Raw genomic sequence first — 26,321 nt, 5'->3', positions numbered from 1 at the left:
AAGATCATGATGCGTGGTCTGGAAGGCCCACCGTTCACGACCCGTCTTGAGATCGAGAGCAACGACGGAGGACGAACGCGCGTCCTCGATCGCAGTCCGCTCGCCACCCCAGAAGTCCGGCGTGCTGTTGCCCGTCGGCAGGTAGATCAGCCCGAGCTGTTCATCGACCGCTGGTGAGGCCCAGACGTTCGGCGTGCCGCGAGTGTAGGTCTGTCCTTCGGGCGGCTCGCCAGTAATGTTGGGATTGCCAATGTCCGAACGGCAGACTTCGGCTCGTCGCCTAGGATGTTCTCAGTATTTCCAGCTTAGCGTTGTCTGGCGAACAAATCTTGAGGTGAGGCCTCGTAGGCTTCTGCCAGGATCGAGCGATCGGCGGCCGTCAGAGAGATGATCGACTGAACCGCCGACCAGGCAAAGCCCACATTGGTGCGATGGCTGGCGCGGTGGATCGGGTCGCTCGCATAGAGGCGTCTCGCCTGGAAGCGCTCCACCCAGTCTTGCGGATAGTCGACGATGTGGACCGAGCGAACCGCAGGCTTCAGGTCGACATGATGGACCAGGGCATAGTGCCGAAAGCCCATGGCCTTCGTGATTTCGGCCATCAGGTCAGACAAGGCCGTAGCGTCCTTGATCGCGCCAGCGACAGCGCAGAAATCCTGAACTTGCCCAAGCCCGATCATCATATGGCCGGCGAGATCAGAGCAGCGCTTCCATGTTGAGATGACCATCGCGAACCGCGCGCAGCACCAGCTGCGTGCGTCGTCGCACGCCATAACGCCTGCGGGCCGATTCAACATATTCGTGCACGGTGTCGCGGCTGAGGCCGAGGATCTGGCCGATCTCCCAGTCGCTTTTGCCTTGCGCGACGAGCGCGATGCATTCGACCTGGCGAGGGCTGAGAGGGACGCAGGCCAATGGCCCTGCCCTTTCGCCAAGCAGCTCGCGCGCCCGATCATAAGCGACCGAGCCGAGCAGACGGGCGGTCAGAACCTCCTCTGCGCTGAGCGGCTCGTCGCGCGATCGGGCGGCGGTAAAGATCGCCTCGGGTTCCCCCGGGGTCCGGATTGGCAAACTGTAGCCGGACGCAAGGTCATGGTCCCTGGCGCGGTCGAGGATGCTTCGCTGGCGCGGCGTGAGCTCCAGCACGTCGCCGATCCGGTCCCAGGCGAGCCCTGACGGGGTGCGAGCGCAGGCCGCATGGAACGGATCTTCGAGATAATGGCGTTCTTCGAGAACTTCCTCGAGCCAGGCCGATGGATAGGTTGTGAGGAACAGGCTTTGCTCGCCTCCGCGCCGAAGGTCGATATTGTGAAGCAGCGTGAACCAGCGGAAGCCAAGATCGCGCACGGCGGCATCGATCGTGCCATGTAAATCGCCAAGGGTTTCAGCACGCTGACAGTCCGCCGCAAAGCGCGTGAGATCATCAAGGCGGCCGCAGTCTTTTATCCTGTTCGCCATAGGCGACGGAAGCTCGTCCGCGAGGAGACGGCTCGTCCAGACCTAAGCGGCGAGCGCCATGATTATCAGGATGAGTTGAGAACGATTCGCAACAATCTACGATTAGAATGGATCGCCTATGACACTTTATCCGCCGGCAAAGTGTCATAGCTGACAACCCGTCTGCGGCCGCCGATTTGGGATTCACATTGATCCTGCTTTGTGCTTGATTCCATCATGTTATGTTTCATGCAGGCAAGCCTCTTGAACCCTCCATTGGCTGTGATGTCGCGGCCGTGCTCGAGACGCTGGCGACCGTATCGAGCCGGCCCCGTTATGCCTTCATGCTGCTCAACCTGATCGCCCAGGTGGCGGGGCCAGATGGAAGCGCCGGTCCCTGGGTCAGGCGGAACGATGGGCTCGTTTCCCTGCGCGATTGGCTATGCGACGCATTGACCCCGATGGCCCAGCGTGGTCCGCGCAGCATTACGCTGGCCGAGCGGGTCGAGAGCGACCTCGCTAGAAACGGACTGCTCCCCGGCGATCTGGAGAAAAGGCGCGGCGTGATCGCGGAGGAAATGCGGGCACGCATTCGCACAGCCGGCAAGAGTAATCTCAGTCGCGCCGTTTCCGAACTGGTGAATGCAGGCCTGCTCCGCCGACATTATCAGGGCTATCGCGTCGACCATCGGAACCGTGGCGGCCAGCGCCACGCCGTCTATACCTTGATCGGCGATGCTCTGCGTCTAGTGCCGGGCATCAGCTCCACACCGAATCTGCCCGTGCAAGGCGAACTTGCCCTCCCAAGATGATTGCGCAGTCGAACCGGGGTTGCTGCAGTAGTGTGCTGTGAGGTCGGGTAACGATGTCCGAATAATAAGGCCAGTCAGAACGTCAGCATTGACCTTGCCGGCAATTACATCAGCCATTCCCGTCAAAGGATCGCCATGGCCTTCTTCGACGCGAATGGATTGTCAGATTCGGAATGAAGCCGGGCACGCGAGCCATATAATCGCGGTAAACCTCGCCGAAGCTGGCTAGCGCCTCCTTTTCCTCATGCCGAGCCAGCCGAATATACATCACGACGAGCACCGGAAACATAGCAAGGGTCAAAAGGGTCGGCCATTGTAGCAAAAAGCCGAGCATGACGAGAATGAAGCCGACATATTGCGGGTGCCGGATCCGGGCATAAATCCCAGTAAGGGCCAATTGGTGTTTGCGCTGACTCAAGTGAAGGGCCGTCCATGCAACCGAGATCAGCCAGTAACCCACGCCGATCAGCACAAAGCTGGCGATGTGGAATGGACCGTAATGGGGATTAACTCGCCAGCCGAACATCATCTCCAGGAGATGTCCAGCATCGTGGCTCCACCAGTCGACAGCGGGGAAATACGACTGGAGCCACCCCGAAAGCACGAAGATCGTGAGCGGGAAGCCATACATTTCCGCGAAGAGCGCTATGATGAAAGCGCTGAACGCCCCCAAACTGCGCCAGTCTCGTTTAGTTGCCGGCTTGAAGAAGCTGAACGCAAAGAGGATGAAAACGGCGGCGTTAACCAGCGCGAGCCCCCACAGACCATAGCCATAGTCGGCGTGCGTCATCGCGACTCTCCTTCGATGCGGCCGTTGGGATTGGCCGGTAAGCCGGCGGGTGCCTGACCGGGCTCATGGCCATGCTGATGCCCACCATGGCCGCGGTGCATGAACAGGTGCATGAGCGGGCAGGCGAGCAGGATGAGATAGGGCAGCACACCCAGGAAGTGCGCGGTATACTCGTTGAGGAGGAAGAAGCTAGCGACGAGCAGGAAGCCGATCAGAACGATCTTGCCGCGCTTGCGCATGCGATGGTCATGTTCGCCCATATGCCGTCCTCTTCTGGTCAACGTCCGGGCAGCATAGGCTCGAGTCCAAGGAGCAAGGTATAAGTAGAGACCGAAGTCCCCCGGGCATCGCGCAGGCATGGGTAAGGCGATCGATGGGATCGGCCATCGGCGTTCGGGCGACGCAGCTGTCGGGGAGCAGCAGTCGTGCTGCGGATTTTGCGTATAGGCGTGCGGCGTCCGCGAACCAATGCTGCGCTCACGAACATAATCGTGAGAGGCAGGCCCGCGTCCATGCAAAAGAGAAAGAAACGGCACCATTCCCGCGTGACCATCTTCGAGCGTGAAGCAAGGATCGATCTGGCCAAGCGCCCGGCCGATGTCTCGGCGTTGCCTTTCTCGGCGCATCGGGAACGGTCACAGGGTCGCGTTATCTGGTGGACGATGGTGAAACTCAGATCGTGGTCGATTCCGGCCTGTTTTAGGGACCCAGGGATCTGCGCCGCCTTAATTGGGCATCGATCCCACCCGAAGTCGCGGATGTCGGCCAGGTGCTGCTGACCCACGCCCATCTCGATCACTCGGGCGCACTACCGCGCATGGCGCGCCTGGGCTGGGACGGGACCGTCCTTGCCACGCGGGCGACCGCGGCCCTGTGCGAGCTCCTTCTTCCCGACAGCGGCCATCTGCAGGAAAAGGATGCGGAGTTCGCCAACCAGCACGGCTTCTCCAGGCACCAGCCGGCGCTGCCCCTCTACACCCAGGCCGACGCGCGTCTGGCATTGCAGCTCTTCCGCCCGATCGAGTTCGGAGCGTGGCATGCAGTCACGGACGGCATCAGGGTGCGCTACCATCGCGCCGGCCACATCCTCGGCGCGGCGTCGATCGAGATCGACTGGAAGGGGCGGACAATCCTCTTCTCAGGCGACATCGGCCGTTACGGCGATGCGGTGATGAAGGATCCCGAGCCGCCCGCGCGCGCCGACTATGTCCTAGTGGAATCGACCTATGGCGATCGGCGCCACGAGCAGGTCGATCCGACAAAGACGCTTGGAGATCATGTCGAACGATGCGTCGAGAGAGGCGGGACGGTGGTGATTCCGGCCTTCGCCGTGGGACGGGTTCAGTCGCTTCTCTATCATTTCTCGCGTCTGCGCGCGCAGGGACGCCTCCGCGACATCCCGATCTTCCTCGACAGCCCGATGGCGATCAACGCGAGCGGGCTGATGTGCGATTTCATGGACGAGCATCGCCTGGCCCGCGCCGAGTGCGAAGCGGCGTGCAGCGTCGCGCACTATGTGCGCGAAGTGGAGGAATCCAAGGAACTCACCGCCAACCCCGCTCCCAAGGTCATCATCTCGGCCAGTGGAATGGCAACGGGCGGCCGCGTGCTCCACCATCTCAAGCGCTTCGCGCCGGATGGGAAGAACCTCATCCTCTTCTCAGGCTTCCAGGCGGCGGGCACCCGCGGCGCCGCCATGATCGGGGGCGCCCGGACGATCAAGATCCACGGCGAGTATATCCCGGTCGAAGCCGATGTCGCCAACCTGACGATGCTTTCGGCGCATGCCGACAGCGACGAGCTCATGCGCTGGCTCGGGTCGCTGCAAGAGCCCCCGCGCCATGTCTATGTCACGCATGGCGAGCCGACCGGCGCCCAGGTCCTGGCGAAGCGTGTCTCGGAGGATCTGGGCTGGGCATGCAGCGTACCGGCGCTGGGTAGCTGGGGCATGCTCGCGTGAAGCCCGGGATCATCGAGGACGCCGAAGTAGAGCCTGTCGCGACGACGCTGCGGGCACACCGCCTCGGCCTGTCGGCTGCCGGAGGTGATCTGATCGCGGTCATGCGCCAAGACTGTCCCGTCTGCCGCTCGGAAGGTCTCGCGTCGCGCGCGCAGGTCGCGCTGCACGCCGGCGGGCGGGAAATCGTCGTCTCGCTGCTGCACAGTTCCGCGGAGGCTCCAGCGCCCGGCGAGATCGGCCTGTCCGAATCCGCATGGCGGCGGCTCGGCGTCAGCGAGGGCGATCCGGTCGAGATCGCGCACGCCCAGCCTCTCGCCTCGCTCGCCGAAGTGCGTCGGCGCATCTATGGCAATCGTCTCAGTGAAGGGGCTTTTTCAGCGATCATGACCGACATCGCCGAGCGACGCTATAGCGATGTCCATCTCTCGGCGTTCATCACGGCATGCTCAGCGGTCCCGCTCGATACGGACGAAACGATCAGCCTGACCAGGGCGATGGTCGATGTCGGCGAGCGATTGCAGTGGTCCGGAGCGGTCATCGTCGACAAGCATAGCGTCGGTGGATTGCCGGGCAATCGCACCACGCCGATCATCGTCTCGATCATGGCCGCGGAGGGCCTGATCATGCCCAAGACATCGTCGCGGGCGATCACCTCGCCGGCCGGCACGGCGGACACGATGGAGGTGCTTGCACCTGTCGACCTCGACGTTTCCGCCATCCGCAAGGTGGTCGAGCGCGAAGGCGGCTGCATCGCCTGGGGCGGCGCCGTCAATCTCAGCCCGGCCGACGATGTGATCATCGGCGTTGAACGAGTGCTCGATATCGATGCCGTAGGGCAGATGGTCGCCTCGGTGCTGTCCAAGAAAATCGCGGCCGGTGCGACCCATCTGGTCATCGATATCCCGGTCGGGCCGACCGCCAAGGTACGCGGAACCGATGCCGCCGATACGCTCGAGCGCGCGCTGAGCTCGGTCGCCCAAGCCTTCGGGCTTCGCACGCGCGTGATGCGCGGCCCCGGCGCGGAGCCGATCGGACGGGGCATCGGCCCGGCGCTCGAGGCGCAGGATATCCTTGCCGTCCTCCAGGGGCAGCCGGGCGCCGAGGATCTCGCCCACCGGGCCTGCGAGCTGGCGGGAGGACTGCTTGAGCTCGCTGACGCGGCCCCGGCCGGCGAAGGCTATGCGCGTGCGCGGGCGTGTCTCGAAAGCGGCGGGGCCTGGGCCAAGTTCCAACGTATCTGCGAAGCGCAGGGCGGCATGCGGGCTCCACCGGTCGCCCGGTTTCAGCAGGATATGATCGCTCCCTATAGCGGCCGCCTGGTGAGTATCGACAATCGCAAGCTCGCGACGGTCGCGAAGCTCGCCGGCGCGCCGGTGGCCAAGGCCGCTGGCGTCGCTCTGCAGTGTCGGCTGAACCAGATGGTGGATGCCGGGGCTCCCTTGTGTAGCATTCATGCCGAGAGCCCGGGCGAGCTCGACTATGCGGCGGCCTATGCCGTGAGCGACAGGCCGATCTTCGGGATTGAAGCGCTATGAACCGTCCCGTCCTGTTCGCGCTGCCTGGCAGCGAGGCCCTGGCACAGCCGCTATCCGCCGCGCTCGATGCAGAGGTCGGCACGATCGAGCATCGTCAGTTTCCTGACGGGGAAACCTATCTCAGGGTCGGAAACGACGTCAGCGACCGCGAGGTCATCCTGCTGTCCAGTCTCGATCATCCGGACGCCAAACTGTTGCCGCTGCTGTTCGCAGCCGACACCGCGCGCGATCTTGGCGCTCGCAGGATCGGGCTCGTCGCCCCTTACCTCGCTTACATGCGCCAGGACATACGCTTCCATGCCGGCGAGGCGGTGACGTCGCGAACCTTTGCTGCGATCCTGTCTCGCCATCTCGACTGGCTGGTGACGGTCGATCCGCATCTCCATCGCTACCATGAATTGTCGGAAATCTACCGCATCCCAACCCAGGTTGTTCATGCCGCGCCGTTTTTGGCCTCGTGGATCAAGCGCAATGTCGCTCGCCCGCTGATCATCGGTCCGGACCTGGAAAGCGAACAGTGGGTCTCGCAGGTGGCGGCCGATGCCGATGCTCCGTTTCTCGTGTGCGAGAAAATCCGATCCGGCGACCGTCACGTCACCATCTCGATTCCGAATGCCCCAGCGTTTCTCGATCGCCAGCCGGTGCTGGTCGACGATATCGCCTCATCCGGTCGGACCCTCACCGAGGCGGCGCGCCAACTGGTCGGCATGGGGTTCGCGCGACCGGATTGCGTGGTCGTGCATCCGCTTTTTGCCGGCGATGCAGCGCAGGTTCTGGGTGGGCTTGTCGAAAGGATCGTCAGCACGAACGCGGTTGCACATGCGTCGAATGATATAGACGTCATGCCAGCGATCGCGGAGGCCGTTCGCCACCGGATTGAATGGCGTGCTGCGCGTCAGTTCTAAGACGGAAATGAACGCCCGGCAAACGCTGTGCGCGTCCTCATCCATTGACCCTAAACGAGTCCGAACCAATCTCCTGAGATCTCCCTTTCGGAGAAAATCGCGGCAGGGAAGGAGGATATGTCGTGTCGCACACACGCTCGTTCATCGATCCCCTCGACGTTGCTGGGCACCTGAAGCTTGAGCCCGAAGTAAAGCGCGCCACCCTGCTATCCTGGGCGTCCGATCGCGCAGCCGTCAAGGGCCAACCCGCCCCCCTCGCCCGCCGGGCGCCAGTAACCCGCTGCCGGTCGACGATGTGATGGAAGCGTAGCGATGGCTCGATCGCGCCGAGGGCGGCGCGGGCAACTCGCATGCATCGTCCGGAGCAGAGACCCGGCAATGAGCCGCAGCGACCGCGGCATTGGTGTGAGCGGAGTAGCCGAACCCTCACAGTTTCGCTGTCCTTCGCCGTTTTGCCTCGCCAAATTTTTACTCTTGACCTGGGACCATAGTCGAACGTGCAGAGAAGTATCCCTTGAAGCGCTGCCCTCGCGGCACTGCGTATTGATCGATCTCGGGGGCTATGGGGAACAAGCGCGTCGTGCATATCGTCGATGACGAAGAGACAATACGAAAAGCACTAAGTTTCACGTTGCGGACCGCAGGGTTTGCCGTAGAAGCCTACGCTTCGGGGCCGGAGTTTCTGTTGAGCGCAGAGGACGCCGAGAAAGGCTGCGTGGTTCTCGACATGCACATGCCCGACACGGACGGCCTGCAGGTTCAGGCGGAGCTGACGCGACGCGGTATCGACATGCCCGTCGTGGTGCTGACGGGCAATGGCGATCCTACGCTCGCCGTACAGGCGATGAAGGCGGGCGCTGCCGACTTTCTCGCCAAACCGGTCGAGAAGGCCGCATTGCTCGGCGCGATCGACCGCGGCTTCAGCTGGCTTGAGAGTATAGCCCGTCGTGCCTCCGAACAGGCCGACGCTCTTTCGAAAGCCGCGAGACTGACGCAGCGCGAACGGGCCGTTCTGAGAGGAATTTCGCGAGGCTATCCAAATAGCCTTATCGCAGATGAACTCGGCGTCACGTCGCACACGGTCGAGCTGCATCGGGCCAGTCTGATGATCAAACTCAACGCGCAAAGCCTGCCCGACCTGTTGCGGATCGCTTTCGCCGTCGACCTGCACGAATCGACCGAAAACGGGCACCCCTAAAATTCTCGGCCGTGCGATGCCGGATGCTATGCGGATCGGGCCGCGGCCAGTTCGGCGATGATCGGACAATCCGGCCGCTCGTCGCCTTGGCAGCGCTCGGCCAGGTCGATTAGCGTGTCGCGCAGCGCCGTCAACGCCTCGGCTTTGCGCTGAAACTCATCGGCGCGGGCAAGGGCAAGCCGCTTCACCTCCGCGCTGGCACGGCCGGTATTGGCCCAAAGGCTGAGCAACGTGCGGATCTCCTCGATCGGGAAGCCGAGATCGCGGGCATTGGCGATAAACCGGAGGCGATGGAGGTCGCGCTCGCCATAGTCACGATAGCCAGCACCCCGACGCGCCGGCGCCGGGATGAGGCCGATCTTTTCATAATGGCGGATCATCCGCTCAGAGACGCCGCTCTGCCGTGACGTCTCGCCGATGTTCACAGTGCTTTCCGGTTGAGGCGCAGCGCGTTGGTGACCACGCTCACCGAAGAGAGCGCCATCGCCGCCGCCGCGATAATGGGCGAGAGCAGAATACCGAACAGCGGATAGAGCGCACCCGCCGCTACGGGCACGCCCGCGACATTGTAGATGAAGGCGAAGACGAGATTCTGGCGGATGTTCGACATGGTCGCTTGGCTGAGCCGCCGCGCCCGGACGATGCCAGTCAGGTCGCCCTTGAGCAGCGTGACGCCAGCGCTCTCGATCGCGACGTCGGTGCCGGAACCCATGGCGATGCCGACGTCGGCGGCGGCCAACGCGGGGGCGTCGTTGACACCGTCGCCGGCCATGGCGACGACCCGCCCCTCGCGCTTGAACCTGGCGACCACGGCGCTCTTCTGATCGGGCAGCACCTCGGCTTCGACCTCGTCGATGCCCAGGCGTCGGGCGACCGCTTCCGCGGTCGTGCGGTTGTCGCCGGTCAGCATGACCACGCGAATGCCCTCCGCCTTGAGCGCGGCGAGCGCTTCTGGTGTCGTGGCCTTCACCGGATCGGCGATCGCGAAGGCGCCGCCGACTGTGCCGTCGACCCCGATGAAGATCGCGGTGGCGCCATCCCGGCGCAGCGCGTCGGCCTGGCTGGCGAGCGCATCGGTCGCAACCCCTTTGTCGGCAAGGAACTGCGCATTGCCGAGGACGATGCGCCGCCCTTCGACCGTGCCGAGCGCGCCGCGCCCGGTCGGCGAGTCGAAGTCGATGACGTCGCTCGTGACGATGCCGCGATCCTTCGCGGCCTCGACGATTGCCAACGCGAGCGGATGCTCGGACGCCCGCTCGACCGAGGCGGCAAGACGCAGCAGCTCGGCTTCGTCGAAGCCGGGCGCCGGCACGACCTGGGTGACGGCAGGCCGGCCTTCGGTCAGCGTGCCTGTCTTGTCGACGACGAGAGTGTCGACCTTCTCCATATGCTCGAGTGCTTCGGCATTTTTGATGAGGACACCGAGCCCGGCGCCGCGGCCGACCCCGACCATGATCGACATCGGCGTTGCGAGCCCCAGTGCGCAGGGACAGGCGATGATCAGCACGGCGACCGCCGCCACCAGCCCATAGGCGAAGCGCGGCTCGGGACCCCAGATGCCCCAGGCGATGAACGCGACGGCCGCGACCGCGATGACCACGGGCACAAACCAGCCCGACACCTGATCGGCCATGCGCTGGATCGGCGCGCGCGAGCGCTGCGCCTCAGCGACCATATGGACGATGCGTGCGAGCATGGTATCGCGGCCGACCTTGTCGGCGACGATCACCAGCGCACCGGTCTGGTTGAGCGTGCCGCCGATCACTGTGTCGGCCTTTGCCTTGGTGACGGGCATGGATTCGCCGGTGACCATCGACTCGTCGAGCGAGGAGCGGCCGTCCTCGACTACGCCGTCGACCGGCACCTTCTCGCCCGGCCGCACCCGCAGGCGGTCGCCCACCGCAACCAGATCAAGGCTGATTTCCTCTTCGTTCCCATCAGAACCGATCCGGCGCGCGGTCTTTGGTGCAAGGTTGAGCAGCGCCTTGATCGCGCCCGAGGTGCGTTCCCGCGCGCGCAGTTCGAGCATCTGGCCGAGCAGCACGAGGACGGTGATCACCGCGGCCGCCTCGAAATAGACGGCAACCATGCCGTCCTCGCCGCGGAAGGCCGGCGGGAACAGCTGAGGCGCGAGCGTCGCGATGACGCTGTAGATCCAGGCGACCCCGGTCCCCATCGCGATCAGGGTGAACATGTTGAAGTTGCGGGTCTTGAGCGAGGCCCAGCCACGCTCGAAGAACGGCCAGCCCGCCCACAGCACGACGGGTGTCGCCAGCACGAACTGGATCCATACCGAGATAGACATCGGCACGAGGCGATGGATCGCGGGAAAGACATGCGCGCCCATCTCGAGGAACAGCACCGGGAGAGCCAGCACGAGGCCGACCCAGAAGCGCCGCGTGAAATCGACTAGCTCGTGGCTGGGGCCGCTGTCGGCGGTCACGGTCGCGGGTTCGAGCGCCATGCCGCAGATCGGACAGGACCCGGGATGGTCCTGGCGGATCTCGGGATGCATCGGGCAGGTCCAGATCGTGCCTTCGGGCGCCGCGACCGGCGGCGTCGGCGGGCCGAGATAGCGCTCGGGATCGGCGATGAATTTGGTCCGGCAGCCCGCGCTGCAGAAATGATAGCTTTCACCGCTATGCTCGGCGTGATGCGCCGTGGTCGCCGGGTCGACGGTCATGCCGCAGACCGGGTCCTTGACGCCGGTCGCCGCTTTAGCGGTGCCGTGGCCGCCGCAGCAACCGCCGCCATGCGCCGCTCCATGTGTCTCGTTCATCGCCTCGCTCCTTTCGACGCCTGACGATCTAGGGTCTGACACCGTGTCAGGGTCAATACGTAATCGCCTAAGTGGCCAAATCGGCGGGCCCGTTCGCTTGGCCGCCATCAGGCCGGGGAGCACGCCGTCGGCATTGGGCTGGGTATCGTCGATGCCATCGAGCCCGCTGCACGGTCAGGCGGAAGGCGAGCCGCATGAGACCCGTGCTGGCGGCCATAATCGGCGATTACCAGGCGCCAATCCGGGCGCAGCATGGCAAGCATGGCGGCACGCCACCGCTTCTCCCGCGCCCACAGGCGGATCGCGCGATCATAGTCTTTCGTCGATCCAGTCCCGCGCGGCGGGGTGTACGATTGCATTGGCTTCTCCCAACGCGAGGCGTTCGAAACGATAAACTACATCGACATGGGTGGCGACAGTGTCCCCAGCCAGGCGACCAGCCCGAGAATGACGATCGCAAGACCGCCTTCGACGACGAGGCTCGCGCGCAGCAGCGCCTGCGCCCGTGGCGCGTCCTCTTCCTCGATCGCCTGCGCAAGTGCCGGGGTCAGGCGATAACGGTTGAGCGCGGCCAGGCCCAGCATGCCGGCGAAGAGCAGCAGCTTGGCGATGAGCAGCAGGCCGTAGGTCGACTGCCCGAGAGACGCGATGTTGCCCGGGCCGACCAGGAACCAGCCGTTCACCGTCCCGGTCAGGATCAGCAGGGCGACGATGATCGTGCCGACGAGGGAGAAGCCCCGCAGCGCTTCCTCGGCGAGCATGACCCGGTCCATGTCTTCAGTGGCGAGATCATCGGTTGCGAGCCTGGTAAGAACCAGCGCAAGGAATGCGGCAAGCGCGCCGACCCAGGCGCCCGCGGCGAGCAGATGGATGAGATCGGCCCCCAGTTGCAGCCAGCCCGCCTCGCCTTCGCCGGCCGCGCCATGCCCGCTCCAGGCGAGGGTCGCGAGTGCGACCGCGCCTGCCAGAGTGGAGGCGATGAAGGCAGGACGGGATTGCCGGCGATAGAAGGGGATGGAGAGCAGAAGAACGAGGAGCGCGACGAGGCGCGCCTTCAGCGCCGTTCCCATGGACGTGCCGTTGAACAGCTCTGCGACCATGGAAAGATCAGGCTGGGTGAGCGGCAGCCCGGTCATGGCCGCTGCCTGCAACGCGAACCCCAGCGCCGACAGCAGGAGGGCGAGACAGGCGAGACCGGCCACCATTGCTACCATCGGCAGATGCCGCTGTACCATCCGGCCGCCGCCGGGCGCATAGAGCGCGAACAGCGGCAGGCCGAACAACAGGCCGAGATCGACGTAGAGCGCCCAGCGGACGGCGACGAGTGCCACGTCGTTCATGGCGTCACTTGACGGTAAAGGCGAGATTGCCCTGGATGCGGTGCGTGTCGGTCGAGACGACGTGCCAGGCGACCTGATAGCTGCCCGCCATGAGCGGCTTGGCGAGCGTCAGCACGAGCGTCTTGTCGCCTTCGACGGACGTCTTGAAGCCGGTTACCGCCATGCGGTGGTTGGGCATGCCGGGCATGCCGGTCATCACGATCTCGGCGCCCGACAGCTTCGGCATCAGACCTTCACTGAAGGTGAGCGTGATACGCGAAGGCGCCGAGACGCTGGCGTTCGCGGCGGGCGTCGAGGACACAAGCTTGGGATGCGCGTAGGCCGGAGCAGAAACACTCAGGCCGACGGCGGCGATAACTGCGAGAGGCGAAAAGAAACGCATTGGAACATTCTCCTGTAGATCCCATGAGACAATACGCAGCCCGAGCCCCCACCCCTCGCAATTATTCTTTTCAATCTACAGCAAGGGTTCCTGGACCATCGTGCGTATTGAAGGATGAAGACGGAGAAGCACCATGGATGAACTTGACCACCTGCTCTCGCGGTTGCGCGATGCGCCTCTCGATCCCAGGCTCGGCGGCCTGGAAAGCCGGGTCATGGCGGAAATAGCGCGCATCCGGGCCATACCAAGCCTTGGCGCTATGACGTTCGGCATCGCGGCCGCAACCGCGCTGTTCATCGGAATTGCCGGCTCGGCAGTTCCGACACGGTCTGCTGATGCCAAACCGCTATCGCCCTTCGATGCTCGGCTCGCGCTTGCGCCCTCGACGCTGCTGAGCTCGCAGTGATGCGCGACCGCCGCCGGCTCCTGCTCCTCGTCCTGGTGACCTTCGCCGCGGCGATCGCTGGCGTTGTCATTGGCCGCGTCTATGTGGTTCCAGTGCGCCCGGTCGAAAATGAGCTGCACGAGCTGCTCCATCGCGATCTGAAGCTGAATTCAGCGCAACACAGCCGACTCGAGACAATCGAGAAGAACTACGCGATCCGGCGTCAAGCGCTGGAGGCCGAATTGCGCGCCGACAATGCGCGTCTCGCGGAAGCGATCGAAGCGGAGCATGGCTATGGCCCGCAAGTCGCAACTGCGGTGGATCGCTCGCACCAGGCCATGGGCGCGCTGCAGAAAGAAACACTTGAGCATATCTTCGCGATGCGGGCCGTGCTGCGCCCGGATCAGACGGACAAATTCGACGACGCCGTGGTGAAAGCGCTGACGGCCAAATCCGAATGACCGCGTGCCTCCCCGACTGCTCGGACGGGGAGCTCGCGGCTCTGGCGCTTGGAGGCCGGCAAGCGGCCTATGGCGAGCTGGTCCGCCGGCATCAAGGTTGGGTTCACCGGCTCGTGCGCAGCCATGTCGGATCTATGGATGAGGCATTGGATGTCACCCAGGCGAGCTTCGTCGCGGCCTTTGCCGCACTCAACCGCTATGACGTAACCCGACCCTTCCAGGTCTGGATGTCCCGGATTGTCATCAACAAATGCCATGACTGGCGGCGTCGGCGAGCGGTTCGAAATTTCTTTGCCCTAGCCCTACCGCTCGGCGAGGCGGACGGCGTCGCCGACGACGCACCGCTGCCCGATCAGGCGATCGGGGCCGAACAGCAGCTCGCGCAAGCAATGAAAGCGATTGCTGCCCTGCCGTCTTCCCTCAAGGACACGCTTATTTTGCGTACGATCGACGAGAAATCGGAAGCTGAAACCGCCGAAATTCTCGGGATCAGCCAGAAGGCGGTCGAAACGCGCCTCTATCGAGCTAGGGCACGCCTTTCGGAAATATTAAAGAAAGTTTGAGGGGGATGAGGCCATGCTGCGTATTCCCAATAGGTACGCCCTCTTTCTTAAAGCTGAGACAACCGAATGATTTCTGCTCTCGACCGCCGCCAGTTCCTCCGCGGCGCGGCCCTCGCCGGCGGCGGCGCAGCATTGTCAGCCTGGCTGCCGGCCTGGGCGCAGACGATCTCGCCGGGGATGCGACCGACGCTGCCGACCGTGTCGGGCGAAGACATTACGCTCACCATCGCCCGGCAGTCGATGACCATCGACGGGCGCAAGTTCCGGGCAATCGGCCTCAACGGCACGGTCCCCGCCCCGCTGATCCGGCTGCGCGAGGGCCAGCGCGTGCGGCTCAACGTCATCAATCAGCTGGAGGAGGACAGCTCGATCCACTGGCACGGGCTGATCCTGCCGGCCAATATGGACGGTGTGCCGGGCGTGTCTTTTCCGGGCATCAAGCCGGGCTCGAACTACCTTTACCAGTTCTCCGTCGTGCAAAGCGGCACCTACTGGTACCACAGCCATTCAGGCCTGCAGGAACAGGAAGGCCATTACGGCCCGATCATCATCGATCCCGCCGGTGCCGATCCGGTCGCCTATGACCGCGAGCATGTCATCGTGCTCGCCGATCACAGCGCGCTCTCGCCGCAGGCGATCTTCCGGCGCCTCAAGGTCAACCCCGGCCATTTCAATTTCCAGCGCCAGACCCTGGCCGGGCTCCTGTCGGGCAAGGATCAGCCGCTCAAGGACCGGCTCGACTGGGGCCAGATGCGGATGGACCCGGCCGACATCTCCGATGTGACCGGATCCACCTACACCTATCTCGTCAACGGCCATGGTCCGATGGACAACTGGACCGCGCTCTTCACCCCGGGCGAACGGGTGCGGCTGCGGGTCATCAATGCGTCGGCGATGACCACCTTCAACGTCCGCATCCCCGGCCTGCCGCTGACCATCGTCCAGGCCGACGGGCAGAATGTGGTGCCGGTCACCGTCGACGAGTTCCAGGTTGGTGTTGCCGAGACCTACGACGTCGTTGTCAGCCCAGGCGATGACAAGGCCTACACCCTTGTCGGCGAGGCGATCGACCGCTCGGGCATGGCGCGTGCCACGCTCGCGCCGCGCGCCGGCATGGCCGGCGAGGTTCCCCCCTTACGCAAACGGCCGCTCGCCGACATGAAGGACATGGGCATGGACATGTCCTCGATGCCGGGCATGGAAGGCATGGACATGTCGGGCGGCGCTATGCGGGGCGTCGATCCGACGGCCGAGAAGAACGCGTCCGCGCGCCTCGCGACCGGCGCGGCGGCAGCGATGGCGACCATGGACAATAGCGCCATGGCAGGCATGGATCATTCGGGGATGGATCATTCCGCGATGAGCGGGATGGACCACGGCGCGATGGGCGCCGATGGCCAGATGGCGGGCATGGACCATGGCGGGCACGCGATGGGGTCGATGAAGATGCGAGACTTCTCGAACGCGCCGCAGGTGAAGCGCGACCCGAGCGTCCAGACCATCTCGCCGATGCCCGTCGACCGCACCGGCGAGCCCGGCCAGGGCCTCGCCGACGTCGGCCACAAGGTGCTTGTCTACAGGGACCTGATGGCGCTCGATCGCAATCCGGACGTGCGCGCGCCGAGCCGCAGCATCGACATTCACCTCACCGGCAACATGGAGCGGTTCATGTGGTCGTTCGACGGCGAAAAAATGTCGGACCATCACGAGCCGATCCCCTTCATCGAAGGCGAGCGGGTGCGCGTCAATCTCATCAACGACACGATGATGGGGCATCCGATCCATATTCACGGGCATTTTTTCGAGCTGGTGACGGGGCATGGCGATCATGCGCCACGCAAGCATACGGTAATCGTCCAGCCCGGCGGCAAGGTGACCTGGGACTTCACCGCCGACGCGGTCGGCGACTGGGCCTTCCACTGTCATCTCCTCTACCACATGCATGCCGGGATGATGCGGGTCGTGAGCGTCCGTCCGAAGGGAGACGCGTAATGACCCGCATCCTCACGCCGCTGGTGAGCGCGATCGCCCTTTTCGCTGCCGCGCCCGCCTTTGCCCAGGATCATTCAATGCACGGCATGCCCGGCATGGCGCCGCCGGGCGAGGTGCCGCCGGCGCAGGAGAAGAAGAAGGACAAGGCCGCCGCCAGGCCGCGCGCTCAGACACCAGCGCCAGACGCCACCTCGGCGATGGACCATTCGCAGCACCAGGCCAGTCCTGCGCCGCAGGGAGATGCGGCCGGTCAGCCGCAACCCGCGTCTCCCGCGATGCCGGACATGCCGGGCATGGACCACTCCCAGCATCAGGACGGCGCGATGCCGGACATGCCCGGGATGGACCATTCGCAGCATGGCCAGACCGCCATGCCCGGCATGCAAATGACCGGCACGGCGCTTCCGGCCGGCAATGCGCCCCCGCCGCCTCCCCCCAGCGACCACTTCGCCGATCGTGATTTTCCCGGCGCCGAGATGGCGCGCTCACGCGACATCATGATGAAGGACAGCGGCGGCAACAATTTCGGGCAGGTGCTGCTCAACCTGTTCGAGTATCAAGCGCATAGCGGTCGCGATGGCTATCGCTGGGATGGCGAAGGCTTTTACGGCGGCGATATCAACCGGCTCTGGCTCAAGAGCGAGGGCGAAGGCGAGTTCGGCCGCGGCATCGACAGCGCGGAGGTGCAGGTGCTCTATAGCCGGGCCATCGACCCCTATTTCAATCTTCAGGGCGGTATCCGCCAGGACTTCGGCCGCGGGCCCGACCGCACTTACGCGACGGTCGGCGTCGAGGGCCTGGCTCCCGGCATGTTCGAAGTCGAAGGCGCGCTGTTCCTCTCGACCAAGGGCGATGTTCTGGGCCGGGTCGAGGGCTATTACGACCAGCGCATTACCCAGCGCCTGATCTTGCAGCCGCGCGCCGAGGTCAATTTCGCCGCGCAGGATATTCCGGAGAACGACATCGGTTCGGGGCTGGTCAACATAGAGCTCGGCGCGCGCCTGCGCTATGAGTTCAGCCGCCAGTTCGCACCCTATATCGGCGTCTCTTATCTGCGCAAAGCCGGCGACACGGCGCGGCTGTCGAGGCTTGCCGGCGAGGACGTCCATGCGACCAGCTTCGTCGCCGGCGTTCGCTTCTGGTTTTAGCATCAGGACGGCTGATGGCGGGGGCGAACAGGAGAGCGGGGCGTTACACTCATACCAAGGTCGGCCGGCGCCGAGCGAAGGAGATACGCCATGGACCATTCGTCCCACATGAACACCCGGAAGATGGGCGCCTATTGGAGCCTTGCCGTTCAGACCGTCATCAGCGGCGTCATCATGTATCTGGTGATGTTCGTCATGATCGACGGGCTCGACAGCTTCTACAACAACCTCAACATGCTCTACATGACGCTGATGATGGTCGCGCCGATGGTGGTGCTGATGATCGTCGCCATGCGGCACATGTTCGCGTCGAAAGCCGCCAACATCGCGCTGATCGCCGCGTCGCTGGTCGCCTTCTTCGGCAGCTTTGCGCTCATCCGCACCCAGACCACGATCGGCGACACGGCCTTTCTGCGCTCGATGATCCCGCATCATTCCGGGGCGATCCTGATGTGCCAGGAAGCAAAGCTCAGCGATCCGGAAGTCATCCGGCTTTGCGAAGCGATCAAGCGCTCGCAGCGGCAGGAAATCGACGAGATGAAGGCCATACTCGCGCGGCGCTGAGTGGCACGGTCGGGCTACGCCCGGATCCGTGCGCCCGGCCAGGCCCGTGAGCCGGGACGATGGTCGACACGAGGCGCGGGCCGGACGAGATTGCCAGCGACGTAGCGCGGCTTGCGCCGCTGTTCCTGCGACAGGCTGGCGGCCACGTCCTGACGCTGCTCGATCCTGCCGGGATCGTGCTGAGCTATAATGAAGAAGGCGAGCGTGCCGAATGCTGGCCCCTCGATCGCGTCCTGGGACAGCCCCATGACCTGTTCTACCCGCCCGACGAGATTGCGGCCGGCCGCCCGTGCGCAGACCTGGCGGCCGCCCTTCACGAAGGCACGCTGGAGCGCGAAGCGTGGCGGGTCTGCGAGAACGGCGCGGAATATCTCGCGCGCCTGACGATCAGCGCCCTGTTCGAAGGCGACGCACATCGAGGCTTTGCCTGCATCAGTCGCGATGTCACCGACGAGGCGGCGGTCCGGGCGTCAATCGAGACCCGCGAGCAGCATCTCCAGTCGATCCTGGCGACCGTCCCCGATGCGATGATCATCATCGACGAGACCGGCGCCATCACGTCGTTCAGCGCGGCCGCCCAACGCCTGTTCGGCTATTCGGAAACCGAGCTCGTCGGCCGCAACGTCTCCTGCCTGATGCCCCAGCCCGATCGCGACCGGCACGACGAATATATCGCGCATTATCTCCAGACCGGCGAGCGCCGGATCATCGGCCTCGGCCGCGTCGTGGTCGGCCAGCGCCGCGACTGCTCGACCTTCCCGATGCAGCTGTCGGTTGGCGAGGCCGGTGAAGACGGGCAGCGGTTGTTCACCGGCTTCATCCGGGATCTCACCGCCAAGGAGCAGGATGAGCTCAGGCTCAAGGAACTGCAGGCAGAGCTGGTCCATGTCTCCCGGCTGAGCGCGATGGGCACGATGGCCTCGACCCTCGCGCATGAGCTCAACCAGCCGCTTGCCGCGGTCGCGCTCTATCTCGAGACGATCCGCGACATGCTCGACGAGCGGGACGACGAACCCTTCGTGTCGCTACGGTCGGTGATGGATGATGCGGCACAGGAAACGCTGCGGGCCGGCCATATCGTCCGGCGCCTGCGCGATTTCGTCGCCCGCGGCGAGGTCGACAAGAGCCTCCACGAGCTGCCGCGGGTCATCGCCGAGGCGAGCCAGCTCGCGCTGGTCGACGCCCGCGAGCGCGGCATCCGCAGCTTCTTTGCAGTCGATCCCGCCGCGACGCCGGTCCTCGTCGACAGGGTGCAGATCCAGCAGGTGCTGGTCAACCTGATGCGCAATGCCATCGAGGCGATGGCGGAGTGTCCGGTTCGCGACCTCAAGGTGGCGACCAGGTTGCGCCCTGACGGGCTGATCGAGGTGACCGTGGCGGATACCGGCCCCGGCATCGCCGACGAGGTCCGGGAGCAGCTCTTCACGGCGTTCAAGTCGACAAAGGCCGACGGCATGGGCCTCGGCCTTTCGATCTGCCGGACCATCATCGAAGCGCATGGGGGCCGTATCTGGATGGAGCGCCCCGTCCGCGGCGGCGCGCGCTTTCATTTTACCTTGATCCATGCGCGGGCGGAGGAGGAACATGGGGGATAGACGCGTCATCCATCTGGTCGACGACGAGGAGAGCATCCGCAAGGCGGCGAGCTTTGCGCTCAAGACCGCGGGCTACGACGTCGTGACCTATGCCTCGGGCGTGGAGTTTCTCAAGGAGGCGAAGTCGGCGGCCGTCGGCTGCGTCATCCTCGACGTGCGCATGCCCGAGATGGACGGTCTCGAGGTTCAGGCCGCCATGGCAGCACGCGGGGTCAATATGCCGGTCATCGTCCTGACCGGCCATGGCGACGTGTCGGTTGCGGTGCAGGCCATGAAAGGCGGCGCGGTCGACTTTCTCGAGAAGCCCTTCGAGAAAGCCGCCCTGCTCGGCGCCGTCAGCCGCGCGTTCGCGCGTCTCGACGATGTCGACTTTCGCACTCTGGAAACCTCTGAAGCCGGCGTGCGGGTCGCTGCACTGACGCCCCGGGAGCGTGAAGTGCTGGAAGGGCTGGCGAACGGCCTGCCCAATAAGACGATCGCCTATGACCTGGGCTGTTCATCGCGAACGGTCGAGGTCCATCGCGCGAGCCTGATGGCCAAGCTCGAGGTCCGCAATTTGTCCGAAGCCCTGCGGATCGCCTTTGCCGCGGGCATGGGCCGCAAGCCGAAGTGACTGCGACCTCTACGTAGCGACGGGACGAGGCGCGATATGCGATCGATGGTGCAATCGTCACACGGGTGTCCGCTTCTCGCAATGCCATCGGTCCGTTCCACTCAGCATGATGGCAGATACACCATCCTCGTCTCCGACGACGATCCCGGCGTGCGGCGTGGCCTCCAGCTGCTGCTGAGATCGCGCGGCTATGCCGTGTGGGGATATACGACCGGCCACGCGCTGTTGGCCGACCCCCGCGCGAAGGAGGCAGACTGCGTCATCCTCGACTATCGCATGCCCGACATCGACGGATTCGCGATGCTGCGTCACCTTCGCGAGATCGGATGGTCGGGACGCGCCATCATGATCTCAGGCTTTCACGACACGCTGCTGGCCTGGCGGGCCGCCGAGGCGGGCTTCGATCACGTTCTCGCAAAGCCTTTGATCGGCAGGGCTTTGCTCGATGCGTTGGACCGGCACCGCGCCGAGGTTCTGCGAAAGCATTGAGTTATGGCGGCCGGCCCCCGGCAGCCTCAGCCCGGCGCGATGTGGAAAGCCAATCTGCGCCGTCAAAGCCAGTGGCTACGTTTGAACCGGATGTAGAGCCCAATGCAGACCGCAGCGATGACGCCGAGGATGACGAAATATCCCCATTGCGTCTTCAGTTCGGGCATATTCTCGAAATTCATGCCGTAGATTCCGGCAATCGCGGTAGGCACCGCGAGGATCGCATCCCGGGCGGCAAGCTAACGGGTGATCGCACCTTGGCGCTGCTGTTCGAGCAGGTGACTCGCCTCGAACACCGAGATCAGGATGTCGCGGATGCCGGTGATGGCGCTCTCAACCCTGAGCATGTGATCGTCGAGCTTCGAAATCTGGTGGCCGTTGTCGGCACCTTCCATGGCAAGCGGATGAAGGCCGTAATTCCCGGCGATGTCGGCAAGTTCTGTTTCGCTGGGCTGGGACATTTTGATCCACACGAAGTCATCCTTGCCGACGTGCTCGCACGCCGGATCGATCAGGGTCGCCGGCCGTAGCCGTTTGCCATTGTGACAAAGAACGGCGGCGGCGACCGGAAGCCGTGTGCCTCGCCTATTGAGACGCGCGCACAAACACTCGTCATTCTTCAAGCCCAATCGCAGGAAGAAGAAGGCGGCGCGCAGCAATTCGAGCGAGAGCTTATAGAAAATGCGGCGGAGCGTTGGGTTTCGCAGAAGGGCGCTCCCGTTCATGACGCGCGTGGCTGGGCGGCGCGCTGCCACATCAAGGGCACGCGACTGCGAAGGTCTGCGCACCCTTGATTGGCGACCGCGAGGGTTTTCCTCTCTTGCGATGGTACCAAGCGATTGCCCGTGTGGCGCCTCTGCAATCGTGTCGGATGACTATACCTAAGTATCGGATAACGGCGCTGACGACAGGGTTGCCGGGCCCCGGTGAGGCGCGTCGCACCGCGCGGAGACGAAAGCTGGAAGACGGAAAAGCTCAACTGTCGAAAGCGACCGAGCGCGCGAGCGCTTCCTGGGACTGCAGAAAGGCGAGCCGCGATTGCAGCGCCGCCTGGACAACGCCGAAAGCGTCACCCCCCAGAGTCACGCGCAGCGGCGGATGGTCGCTGGTTGCGACATCAACGATCGCTTGCGCGATCTTTTGCGGGTCGAGCGTGTAGAGCTCGTTTCCGGCGGTCTCGAACATCTTGCGGATATGGCCGGCGGGCGTATCGCGATACGCGGCGATCTCGCTGGCGAATTGCAGATTGTGGCTGAAGCTGGTGCGCGCCCCGCCCGGCTCGATCAGTGTCACGAACAGGTTGAAGGGTTCAAGCTCCTGGCGGAGGCATTCGCTGAAGCCCTCCAGGCCCCATTTGGCCACATGATAGAGACTGCTCGTCGGAAGCGAGCCCTGACCACTAGCGCTGGAGATCTGGATGATCCGGCCGCTCCCGCGCAGCCGCATGGCGGGGACAAAGGCGCGGGTGATGTGGATGGGCGCCATGAGATTGAGCGCGATCTGGCCTTCGACCTCGGCGTCCGACATCTCTTCGGTGGCGCCGATCACGCCGCCGCCGGCGTTGTTGACCAGAATATCGACGGGTCGACGCGCCTGCGCCCGGGCCACGACCGCAGCAATATCGTCCTTGACCGTGACGTCGAGCGCTTCGACGCGCAGCTGGCTCGGATATTTCGCCGCGAGATCATCGAGGCTTTCGGGCTTGCGGGCCGTCGCGGTAAGGTCGTCGCCAGCGGCCAGGATCAGTTCGGCCAGATGGCGGCCGATACCGCTGGACGCGCCCGTGAGAAACCAGTGATTGGACATATGTTACTCCATATATTACCAACTGGTAGGTAACTTGAAACCTGGAATGCGTCAATGCTTGGAGGTGTGATGAAGCAACGAACCCGGCGGAATGCCGCACAGAGCCGCGAGACGCTCCTGGCTGCAGCGACCGAGGAGTTCGCGTCCCATGGGCTGGCGGGCGCGCGGATCGACCGGATTGCGCAGGCGGCGGGTATCAGCAAGCCGATGCTCTACACCTATTTCGGGGACAAGGAGGCGCTCTTCGATGCCGCGCTGACGCAGGAAGTGATGGACGCGGCGCAGGCCGATCGCTTCGATCCCAATGATCTTGAGGGTTATGCGGGGCGCACCTATGACTTGCTGGTCGAACGCCCGCGCCTGTGGAGGCTGCTGACCTGGCATCATTTGGAGCGTGGCCAGGATGTTCTGATGCTCCCGGCCGGCGAGGTCCTTCTCGGGGAGAAGCTGGACGGGATCGCAGCGGCGCAGGCCGAGGGGCGGATCGTCGCCGACTTCACGCCCCTGGATGTCGTCCGGCTTGTCGCCGCCCTCACCCAGCTCTGGTGCATGACCGGAGCTGCACGCGACGCTGCCGAGCACGCGGCGCGCCGGGCGACGATCATGCGGGCGGTGGGGCGACTGCTGCGCGTGTGATCGTGCGAGGCGCGAGCTGCACGCCCGCGCGCCGACCGGGACACAGCAAGCATTTTTCGCAACCTGCCGTACTGCCCAGCGGCAAAATCAGGGCGGCTCATGCACAAGCCGGCCCGTCGGCTCCGCGGATGCGATCGACGTTCGAGGACTGCGCCGCCACTGCCGAACCGGATTGGATCATCGCCAAGTGACCCAGTGGCTGCGCGACGATCTCAGGTCGCCGGACTCGTCGCACGACGTTTCGTCAGGAGTCGTTTCATCTGCCTCAAAAGGCGAACCTGCGGCTCAATCCGGAAGAAGGCGCGACACATCCAGGAAACGAGGATCAAATGCGGTCCGCATCGGTATTACTTTCCCTGGCGCGTGCAAGCTCAGCAAAGGACTAATGTTCCCGGAGCATCTCTAGCGCTATACCTAGGTATATCACGCCGACACCAATAACATGTGATCATGCCGCTTCGCATTCTTGCCGGCCAAATGTCCCGATCATCAAATCGAAGCGTGCGAGGCTGTATTACGATATGATATTCTATCTCCTATCTCAGCAGCTTTGCAAATGATTGCTCGCAAAAATATCTCTTCAGTCATGAGGGTTCGACGTCTGGCGTGCGCATTATAGCTATATCTATATCTAAATTTCACGAGAATAAGGTATTGGAAAAACAGGAAAAATACTGTTGACCTGTATATACAACTGATGTTGTCTGTGGCTGTTCTAAAACGTCAGGGGGATTGCACATGACCATCAGGATGGCCCTGCTCGGCAGCGCCGCCATCGTCGCGGGCTACGCCGCGCCGGCTCTCGCTCAGGCCGATCCGACACCGCAGCCAAAAGCACAAGTCCTGGGGGATGACAGCGACATCGTCGTTACCGGCTCACGAATCCGTCGGCAGGATCTGGCCGGGGTTGGACCGGCCACCGTGGTCACCGCCGAGCAGATCCAAAATACCGGCATCGTCAATATCGAAACCGCCTTGCAGCGTTTGCCGGCCAATGCCGGCTTCGCGGGCAACCAGACATCGGCCTACTGGACCAACAACGGTTATGGCACTGCTCAGGTCAATCTGCGCGGCCTCGGCATCAAGCGCACACTCGTGCTCCTCAACGGCCGACGCCTCGTCGCGGGCGGCACCGGCGCCAATTCCTCACCCGATCTCAACATGATCCCGGTCGTGGCGCTGGCACGCACCGATGTCCTCAAGGATGGCGCGTCCGCTATCTACGGGGCCGATGCCATGGCCGGCGTGGTCAACCTTGTCACGCGCACCGATTATGAAGGCCTGGGTCTCAGCGTCCGACAAGGCATTACCGAGCGCGGCGACGGCTCCGATCTCACCGCGGACCTACTTTGGGGCATTCGCAACGATCGTGGCGGGTTCATGGCAGCAGTCACCTACCAGAAGACCAGCGCCGTCAACATGGCCTCGCGTGCGCCCTGCTCGCTCGCTGAAACGACGCCGGGCTCGCTGAGCTGCGTCAACAGCGCCTCGACGATCGGCGGACGCGCGGTGCTGCCCAACGGCCAACAGATCAACTTCAACCAGGTACCCGGAGGGAACGGGAACTTCTACGAGCCTTACAGTCCCGCCAAGCACAACTTCAACTCGAACCCGTTTCTCAATGCGGTCAGCCCAGTCGAGCGCGTCAGCACGGCCTTCTTCGCGGACTATGCGCTGACCGACGGTATCCAGGCGTTCGGCGAGTTCCTCTATACGTTCCGCAAGTCGAATCAGATCGCGACACCCGGCACGCTGCGCAATCTCTCGATACCAGCCAGCAATCCGACCAATCCGACCGGCCAGAACCTGGTCCTGGCCCAGCGCCGCCTCGCCGAACCCGGCGCGCGCCACTTCTTCCAGGAGACCGATACCTGGCAAGGCACCTTCGGGCTGCGCGGCAAGCTGGCGAACGACTGGGCCTGGGAAGTCGCGGGCAGCTTCGGGCGTAACACGGCCGTCGACGGCTCGACCAACATCGCCAATCTCGAGCGCGTCGCGAACACGCTCGACAGGAGCAAATGCTCCAGCACGGCGGGCGCGGCCATCCCCTGCGGTGACTATCTTGGGTTCGGAGACCTGACACCTCAGGTTCTGGATTATATTCTGTTCACCTCGCGCGATCGCGGAGGCAACGAACTCGGCACGGTCACGGCTGACCTCAACGGCGATCTCTTCTCCCTTCCAGCCGGCGCGGTGTCCTTCGCCACCGGCGTGGTCTATCGGCGCGAAAAAGGCTGGCGCGATCCCGACCCGTTGACGGTGCTCGGCGTGGCGAACGTCAATCAGCAGGATCCTATTTCGGGCTCGAGCACCGCCAAGGAAGCCTATCTCGAGCTATCGGTGCCGGTGCTTGCCAACACAGCTTTCGCCAAGGCGCTCACGCTCGATGGCGCAGTCCGCTACTCAAACTATAATCTCTTCGGGAGCGACTGGAATTACAAGCTCAGTGCCGACTGGGTAGTCAATGACAGCATCCGTCTGCGCGGCACTTATGGGACGGGCTTTCGCATTCCCAACGTGCCGGAGCTTTTCGGCGGCGTCTCGGAAGGCAATCTGACCACGACCGATCCCTGCTCGCGCTACACCTCCAGCGGCAACGTGACCTTGATCGCCAATTGTCAGGCGTCCGGTGTGCCGGCCAACTATACGCAGCTCGGCACCACGATCCTCACCACAGTGGGCGGTAACCAGAGCCTTCGGCCCGAAAGCTCCACGACCTGGACCGTTGGTACGGTGATATCGCCGCGCGGCATCATCCCAGGGTTGTCGCTGACGGCAGACTGGTTCGACATCAAGATCAAGGACGCGATCCGGGCCATTCCCGGCTCGACCAAGCTCGCAGTCTGCTATGCGAGCCAGAACCTGTGGATCGGCGTGCAAAAAGGACCCCGTTAGCGGGGTGATCGGCGTCTAAAAGGGACCCCTCATTTC

Annotated in this window: 25 protein-coding genes and 3 pseudogenes; 16 read left to right on the top strand and 12 right to left on the bottom strand. The window is 64.0% G+C overall.

The genetic code is table 11. From position 1 onward, the window contains the following. Positions 1-24 precede the first annotated feature (24 nt). From ACGGKE_RS17675 to ACGGKE_RS17665, 3 genes and pseudogenes are all read right to left on the bottom strand, one after another. A pseudogene (locus ACGGKE_RS17675) lies at positions 25-90 on the bottom strand (hypothetical protein); the annotation flags it as partial. A 215-nt stretch (positions 91-305) separates the two neighbouring features. Further along, entirely contained in the window at positions 306-683 is a 378-nt protein-coding gene (locus ACGGKE_RS17670; RefSeq protein ID WP_230588645.1) for an autoinducer binding domain-containing protein, read from the bottom strand. Positions 684-696: 13 nt separating this feature from the next. After that, positions 697-1,458, bottom strand: coding sequence for a LuxR family transcriptional regulator (locus ACGGKE_RS17665; RefSeq protein ID WP_070157583.1), 762 nt, complete (start codon positions 1,456-1,458; stop codon positions 697-699). Positions 1,459-1,679: 221 nt separating this feature from the next. Here ACGGKE_RS17665 and ACGGKE_RS17660 point away from each other — a divergent pair, with 221 nt between their 5' ends. Further along, a complete protein-coding gene (locus ACGGKE_RS17660) occupies positions 1,680-2,249 on the top strand; it encodes a hypothetical protein (RefSeq protein WP_004212754.1) in 570 nt (189 codons plus the stop codon). Between the two features lie 109 nt (positions 2,250-2,358). Here ACGGKE_RS17660 and ACGGKE_RS17655 read toward each other — a convergent pair whose 3' ends face one another. Further along, on the bottom strand, positions 2,359-3,039 hold the full coding sequence (locus ACGGKE_RS17655; protein ID WP_004212753.1) for an isoprenylcysteine carboxylmethyltransferase family protein: 681 nt from the start codon (positions 3,037-3,039) through the stop codon (positions 2,359-2,361). After that, positions 3,036-3,299, bottom strand: a complete 264-nt coding sequence (locus tag ACGGKE_RS17650; RefSeq protein ID WP_066861581.1) for a DUF2933 domain-containing protein — start codon at positions 3,297-3,299, stop codon at positions 3,036-3,038. Before ACGGKE_RS17650 ends, ACGGKE_RS17655 begins: the two co-directional genes overlap by 4 nt. A gap of 252 nt (positions 3,300-3,551) precedes the next feature. Here ACGGKE_RS17650 and ACGGKE_RS17645 point away from each other — a divergent pair. The 4 genes and pseudogenes from ACGGKE_RS17645 to ACGGKE_RS17630 all read left to right on the top strand — a co-directional run bounded on the left by ACGGKE_RS17645 (position 3,552) and on the right by ACGGKE_RS17630 (position 8,637). Beyond that, positions 3,552-4,999: pseudogene (locus tag ACGGKE_RS17645) on the top strand (MBL fold metallo-hydrolase RNA specificity domain-containing protein). After that, the gene (locus ACGGKE_RS17640; protein WP_394443143.1) at positions 4,996-6,534 is read left to right on the top strand and encodes a thymidine phosphorylase family protein; all 1,539 of its coding nucleotides are present in this window, start codon (positions 4,996-4,998) and stop codon (positions 6,532-6,534) included. Before ACGGKE_RS17645 ends, ACGGKE_RS17640 begins: the two are co-directional and overlap by 4 nt. Beyond that, a complete protein-coding gene (locus ACGGKE_RS17635) occupies positions 6,531-7,439 on the top strand; it encodes a ribose-phosphate pyrophosphokinase (protein WP_004212748.1) in 909 nt (302 codons plus the stop codon). Before ACGGKE_RS17640 ends, ACGGKE_RS17635 begins: the two co-directional genes overlap by 4 nt. A 562-nt stretch (positions 7,440-8,001) precedes the next feature. After that, positions 8,002-8,637, top strand: a complete 636-nt coding sequence (locus ACGGKE_RS17630) for a response regulator transcription factor (RefSeq protein ID WP_137405242.1) — start codon at positions 8,002-8,004, stop codon at positions 8,635-8,637. A 26-nt stretch (positions 8,638-8,663) separates the two neighbouring features. On the opposite strand, the gene cueR is transcribed toward ACGGKE_RS17630, so the two are convergent. The 4 genes from cueR to copC all read right to left on the bottom strand — a co-directional run bounded on the left by cueR (position 8,664) and on the right by copC (position 13,138). Beyond that, positions 8,664-9,062 (bottom strand): Cu(I)-responsive transcriptional regulator, encoded by a 399-nt coding sequence (cueR, locus tag ACGGKE_RS17625; RefSeq protein WP_004212744.1) that lies wholly within the window; start codon positions 9,060-9,062, stop codon positions 8,664-8,666. Then, entirely contained in the window at positions 9,059-11,416 is a 2,358-nt protein-coding gene (locus ACGGKE_RS17620; protein ID WP_394443264.1) for a heavy metal translocating P-type ATPase, read from the bottom strand. Before ACGGKE_RS17620 ends, cueR begins: the two co-directional genes overlap by 4 nt. A gap of 395 nt (positions 11,417-11,811) precedes the next feature. Next, positions 11,812-12,756, bottom strand: coding sequence for a copper homeostasis membrane protein CopD (gene copD, locus ACGGKE_RS17615; RefSeq protein WP_020820523.1), 945 nt, complete (start codon positions 12,754-12,756; stop codon positions 11,812-11,814). Positions 12,757-12,760: 4 nt separating this feature from the next. Next, positions 12,761-13,138 (bottom strand): copper homeostasis periplasmic binding protein CopC, encoded by a 378-nt coding sequence (gene copC / locus ACGGKE_RS17610; RefSeq protein ID WP_007683372.1) that lies wholly within the window; start codon positions 13,136-13,138, stop codon positions 12,761-12,763. Positions 13,139-13,271: 133 nt separating this feature from the next. Here copC and ACGGKE_RS17605 point away from each other — a divergent pair, with 133 nt between their 5' ends. The 9 genes from ACGGKE_RS17605 (at position 13,272) to ACGGKE_RS17565 (ending at position 20,948) form a co-directional block, all read left to right on the top strand. Further along, on the top strand, positions 13,272-13,544 hold the full coding sequence (locus ACGGKE_RS17605) for a hypothetical protein (protein WP_004212738.1): 273 nt from the start codon (positions 13,272-13,274) through the stop codon (positions 13,542-13,544). Continuing rightward, positions 13,544-13,984 (top strand): periplasmic heavy metal sensor, encoded by a 441-nt coding sequence (locus ACGGKE_RS17600; protein WP_007683368.1) that lies wholly within the window; start codon positions 13,544-13,546, stop codon positions 13,982-13,984. Before ACGGKE_RS17605 ends, ACGGKE_RS17600 begins: the two co-directional genes overlap by 1 nt. Then, positions 13,981-14,547 carry an RNA polymerase sigma factor gene (locus ACGGKE_RS17595; RefSeq protein WP_007683367.1) on the top strand — a complete coding sequence of 189 codons (567 nt, stop codon included), beginning with the start codon at positions 13,981-13,983 and terminating at the stop codon, positions 14,545-14,547. The genes ACGGKE_RS17600 and ACGGKE_RS17595 overlap by 4 nt, the downstream gene beginning before the upstream one ends. A gap of 66 nt (positions 14,548-14,613) precedes the next feature. Beyond that, entirely contained in the window at positions 14,614-16,539 is a 1,926-nt protein-coding gene (locus ACGGKE_RS17590) for a copper resistance system multicopper oxidase (protein WP_007683365.1), read from the top strand. Further along, complete coding sequence (locus tag ACGGKE_RS17585) at positions 16,539-17,687, top strand: copper resistance protein B (protein ID WP_020820521.1); 1,149 nt, start codon at positions 16,539-16,541, stop codon at positions 17,685-17,687. Before ACGGKE_RS17590 ends, ACGGKE_RS17585 begins: the two co-directional genes overlap by 1 nt. A 90-nt stretch (positions 17,688-17,777) precedes the next feature. After that, the gene (locus tag ACGGKE_RS17580) at positions 17,778-18,251 is read left to right on the top strand and encodes a DUF305 domain-containing protein (protein WP_004212732.1); all 474 of its coding nucleotides are present in this window, start codon (positions 17,778-17,780) and stop codon (positions 18,249-18,251) included. Positions 18,252-18,310: 59 nt separating this feature from the next. Next, positions 18,311-19,846 (top strand): PAS domain S-box protein, encoded by a 1,536-nt coding sequence (locus ACGGKE_RS17575; RefSeq protein WP_394443257.1) that lies wholly within the window; start codon positions 18,311-18,313, stop codon positions 19,844-19,846. Next, a complete protein-coding gene (locus ACGGKE_RS17570) occupies positions 19,836-20,459 on the top strand; it encodes a response regulator transcription factor (protein WP_007683357.1) in 624 nt (207 codons plus the stop codon). Before ACGGKE_RS17575 ends, ACGGKE_RS17570 begins: the two co-directional genes overlap by 11 nt. An 81-nt stretch (positions 20,460-20,540) precedes the next feature. Continuing rightward, positions 20,541-20,948, top strand: a complete 408-nt coding sequence (locus tag ACGGKE_RS17565; protein WP_007683354.1) for a response regulator — start codon at positions 20,541-20,543, stop codon at positions 20,946-20,948. A gap of 62 nt (positions 20,949-21,010) precedes the next feature. Here ACGGKE_RS17565 and ACGGKE_RS17560 read toward each other — a convergent pair whose 3' ends face one another. From ACGGKE_RS17560 to ACGGKE_RS17550, 3 genes are all read right to left on the bottom strand, one after another. Further along, on the bottom strand, positions 21,011-21,160 hold the full coding sequence (locus ACGGKE_RS17560) for a CorA family divalent cation transporter (protein ID WP_226948521.1): 150 nt from the start codon (positions 21,158-21,160) through the stop codon (positions 21,011-21,013). Between the two features lie 27 nt (positions 21,161-21,187). Then, positions 21,188-21,673 (bottom strand): hypothetical protein, encoded by a 486-nt coding sequence (locus ACGGKE_RS17555; protein WP_394443254.1) that lies wholly within the window; start codon positions 21,671-21,673, stop codon positions 21,188-21,190. Positions 21,674-21,923: 250 nt separating this feature from the next. Next, positions 21,924-22,754, bottom strand: coding sequence for an SDR family oxidoreductase (locus tag ACGGKE_RS17550; protein ID WP_037479754.1), 831 nt, complete (start codon positions 22,752-22,754; stop codon positions 21,924-21,926). A 69-nt stretch (positions 22,755-22,823) separates the two neighbouring features. Between ACGGKE_RS17550 and ACGGKE_RS17545 the strand changes: the two genes are divergently transcribed. Together ACGGKE_RS17545 and ACGGKE_RS17540 are read left to right on the top strand one after the other, a co-directional pair. Beyond that, positions 22,824-23,390, top strand: a complete 567-nt coding sequence (locus tag ACGGKE_RS17545) for a TetR family transcriptional regulator (protein ID WP_015449258.1) — start codon at positions 22,824-22,826, stop codon at positions 23,388-23,390. A 738-nt stretch (positions 23,391-24,128) separates the two neighbouring features. Beyond that, positions 24,129-26,255 (top strand): annotated as a pseudogene (locus ACGGKE_RS17540) (TonB-dependent receptor plug domain-containing protein); the annotation flags it as partial. Positions 26,256-26,321: the final 66 nt, after the last annotated feature.

Origin of the sequence: Sphingobium naphthae (assembly GCF_043589935.1) — a bacterium.
Lineage (GTDB): Bacteria > Pseudomonadota > Alphaproteobacteria > Sphingomonadales > Sphingomonadaceae > Sphingobium > Sphingobium naphthae_A.
Note: the sequence above shows the minus strand (reverse complement) of the source record. Positions and strands in the feature narration are given on the sequence as shown.